General features: G+C 71.1%; 3 protein-coding genes. All 3 read right to left on the reverse strand.

The window, feature by feature from the left end; genetic code table 11:
* Positions 1-93: 93 nt before the first annotated feature.
* The gene (locus ACWGIG_RS37900) at positions 94-966 is read right to left on the reverse strand and encodes an RNA polymerase sigma factor SigF (protein WP_453326272.1); all 873 of its coding nucleotides are present in this window, start codon (positions 964-966) and stop codon (positions 94-96) included.
* A 133-nt stretch (positions 967-1,099) separates the two neighbouring features.
* Positions 1,100-2,683 carry a sensor histidine kinase gene (locus tag ACWGIG_RS37905; protein ID WP_453326273.1) on the reverse strand — a complete coding sequence of 528 codons (1,584 nt, stop codon included), beginning with the start codon at positions 2,681-2,683 and terminating at the stop codon, positions 1,100-1,102.
* Positions 2,684-2,784: 101 nt separating this feature from the next.
* A complete protein-coding gene (locus tag ACWGIG_RS37910) occupies positions 2,785-3,441 on the reverse strand; it encodes a response regulator (RefSeq protein ID WP_453326274.1) in 657 nt (218 codons plus the stop codon).
* Between the last annotated feature and the right edge of the window lie 3 nt (positions 3,442-3,444).

Below are 3,444 nucleotides of genomic sequence, written 5' to 3' on the forward strand. Positions count from 1 at the left end.
GGGCCGACCTCATCAGGGCGGCCCGGCCCCGTACGTACGGCATGCGGACGCGCCCGCTCCGGCGCGCTCACTCCTGGGTGCTCCTGGGTGAGCTCACTCCTGGGTGAGGAGCCCCTCCCGCAGCCTCTTCGTGATGCGGGTCAGCAGCCGGGACACCTGCATCTGGGACACGCCCAGTTCGTCGCCGATCTGCGACTGCGTCATCTCCGCGCCGTACCGCATGCTCAGGATCTGCTTGTCGCGCTCGTCGAGTTCGTCGATGAGCGGCTTCAGCGCCTGGACGTTCTCCACGATCTCCAGGTCGGAGTCGGTGTCGCCGAGGCGGTCGGCGAGGGTCTGCGCACCGGAATCCGCACCGTCGTCGAGAGGAATGTCGATGGATCCCGCGGTATAGCCGTTGGAGGCGACCAGGCCCTCGACGATCTCGTCCTCCGCCATGTCGAGGTAGGCGGCGAGCTCGGCGGTGGTGGGTGCGCGGTCGAACTGCTGGAACAGCACGTCGTTCGCCTTCGCGAGGTCTATCCGCAGCTCCTGGAGACGCCGCGGCACGTGCACCGACCAGCTGGTGTCCCGGAAGAACCGCTTGATCTCACCGACGATGCACGGCATGGCGAAGGTCGCGAACTCGACCTCGCGGGTCAGCTCGAACCGGTCGATGGCCTTGATCAGACCGATCGTGCCGACCTGGACGATGTCTTCCATCTGGTCGGACCGGTTGCGGAAGCGGGTGGCCGCGTACTTCACGAGCGCGAGGTTGAGCTCGATCAGGGTGTTGCGGGCGTACTGGTACTCGTGCGTGCCCTCCTCAAGGACGGCGAGCCGTGCGAAGAAGATCCTCGACAGTTCGCGGGCGTCCTTCGGGGCTACCTCCGCCGGAGACTCCACGTACGGAAGTTCCCGCTCCGCGGGTGCGGTCCCGGTCACTTCGTACATGGTTCCAGTCGGGACTGCGGTCGCCATGGACACGGTGTCCTCCCCTTCATCGGTGTATCAACTGCAAGGGCGCGTGTACCCGGAAGGATGCTTGTCATTCGTGCTCACACACCGACAATTTATTCAACACCACCTTCACATCCGGGGTTTACGCTTCCTCCTCAACTCACCGCACTCCGCCCACGGTGTCCTTGCCCGTCAGCGTCCCACCCGAGAAGCACAACCGGTAGGCGTCGTCGGACATCAACCGGGTGCTGTAGTACACGCACTCCTCGCCGGGGGGCTCGGCCGGCGCCCCGTCCGGCGCCCCGTCCCGGGTGAACGCGGGCAGCGCCTCCTCCACCGCGCCGCGCGCCCCGCCCACCACCAGCCGGTCGTACCCCTCCCGGTCCAGCACGGAGAAGACGGAACTGATCAGGGCGACGGGGACCATGACCAGGAGGATCCCGGCCAGCACGGCGAGCGGCGCCAGCACGATCTGCCGGAGCCTCCCCCGCACCTGCTCCCTGGCCCGCGCCAGCTCCCGTGCGGACACCGTGGGATACGGGTCACCGGCCGGCCGGGGCGCCGCTCCCGCGGTGACGGGGAGCCGGACGGCGACCTCGAACCCCCCGTCGGGCACGTGACCGGCACGCAGGGTGCCGCCCGCGAGCCGCACCCGCTCGTCGAGGCCGACCAGCCCGGTGCCGCCGGAGGCCACTTCGGGGGCCGAAACCCCGTGGGCGGCAGGGCCGTTGACGACGGTGACGTCCAGGAAGCCGCCGTCCCGGACGACCGCGACGCGTATCCGGGCCCCGGGGGCGTGCTTGGCCGCGTTCGTCAGGGACTCCTGGACGACACGGTGCACGGCGTGCCCCACCATGGGCGGCAGCCCCGCGGGCTCGCCCTCCTGCTCCAGTACGACGTCGATGCCGGAGGCCCGCGCCCGCTCGACGACGGCCTCCGGGGTGGCCGCGGCCCCGGTCGCCCCCTCCGCCCCCTCGTCGTCGGTGCGCAGTACACCGATGATTTCCCGCAGCCGTCCGGTCGCCGCGGCGGCGGCCTCCCGCAGTTCACCGACGGCGGCCTGCTGCCGGGCGTCCAGGGTGCGGTCGACCTGAAGCGCCGCCGCCTGCACGGCGAGCAGGGTCAGGTCGTGTCCCAGGGAGTCGTGCATGTCGCTCGCCATCCGGGCCCGCTCGCGCATCCGGGTGCGGTCGGCGACGGCCTTCTGCTCGCGCTCCATCCGGTCGGCGAGCCGCCACCCGGCACTCACCAGGTCCGCGTACTGCCCACGCCAGCGGCCGAGCAGCCACGGCAGTCCCATGCACAGGAGCAGCATGAGCAGTTGCGAGGGCCAGGCCCACAGATCGCGCACCAGCACGCACACCGGCAGCCCCGCCAGGGCCACCGCCCCGAAGAAGCGTACGGCGGGCCGGACTTGGGGAGCCCGGACCCCCGCGAGGTAGGCCATGGCCACGAGTGCGGGCAGGAAGGGCAGCGTGAGCAGCTCGACGTCCCGTACGAGATTCAGCGCCAGCGGCACGGGAAGCACCGCCAGCGGCCACCGCCGCCCGGCCCCGACTGCCACGGCCAGCAGCAGAACCCCGACGGCCGCCGCCGGCCCGGTCTGCACGTGCCGGCTTGCCTCCTCCACGACGGGCGGCGCACTGAGCACCAGCCAGAGCCCGAGGTCGTACAGGCGGGCCCGCCAGGCCGGGCCGGCCCACCGGAACTGCTGGGCCCGCAGGCCGAGTTGGTTGCCGTTCATGGCTCCAGCTTGGCCGATCTTCCGGCCCTGCGCCCCTGACAAAAGTCATGAACGCCACTTGCGGGCAAGGGCACCGCCAGAACACCCCTCGCCCCGCCCCCTCACTGCTCCGGAACGAGCCCCGCCTCATACGCGAGGATCGCCGCCTGCACCCGGTTCTTGAAGTCGAGCCGGGCCAGGATCTGGCTGACGTACGCCTTCACGGTCCCCTCGACGACGTGCAGCCGCCGGGCGATTTCCGCGTTGGAGAGGCCCGCGCCGACCAGGGCGAGCACGTCGCGCTCCCGGCCGGTGAGTTCCCCGACCCGGGCGCGGGCACTGGCCTGCTTGCCCAACTGCCCTGTCCCCAGGTGCGTGAGGACGCGCCGGGCGACGCTCGGCGAGAGGTACGCGCCGCCTTCGGCGACGGCCTGGACCCCGGCGATCAGTTCGCGCGGGTCCCCCGACTTGAGGACGAACCCGGCCGCCCCCGAGCCGAGCGCGCTCGCGATGTACTCGTCCTCGGAGAACGTCGTCAGCATCATGACCGCCGTCTCCGGCAGCACCCGCCGCAGTTCCTCGGCCGCCCGCAGTCCGTCGACCTTCGGCATCCGGATGTCGAGGAGGCAGATGTCGGGCCGGTGTTTCAGGGCGAGTTCGACGGCCTCGTGCCCGTCACCCGCCTCGGCAACGACCTCGATGTCGTCCGCCGAGGAGAGGATGGCGCCCACCCCGGCCCTGATCATCGCCTCGTCGTCCGCCAGCAGTACCCGGATCATTCC

The organism is Streptomyces sp. NPDC054863 (genome assembly GCF_053610825.1).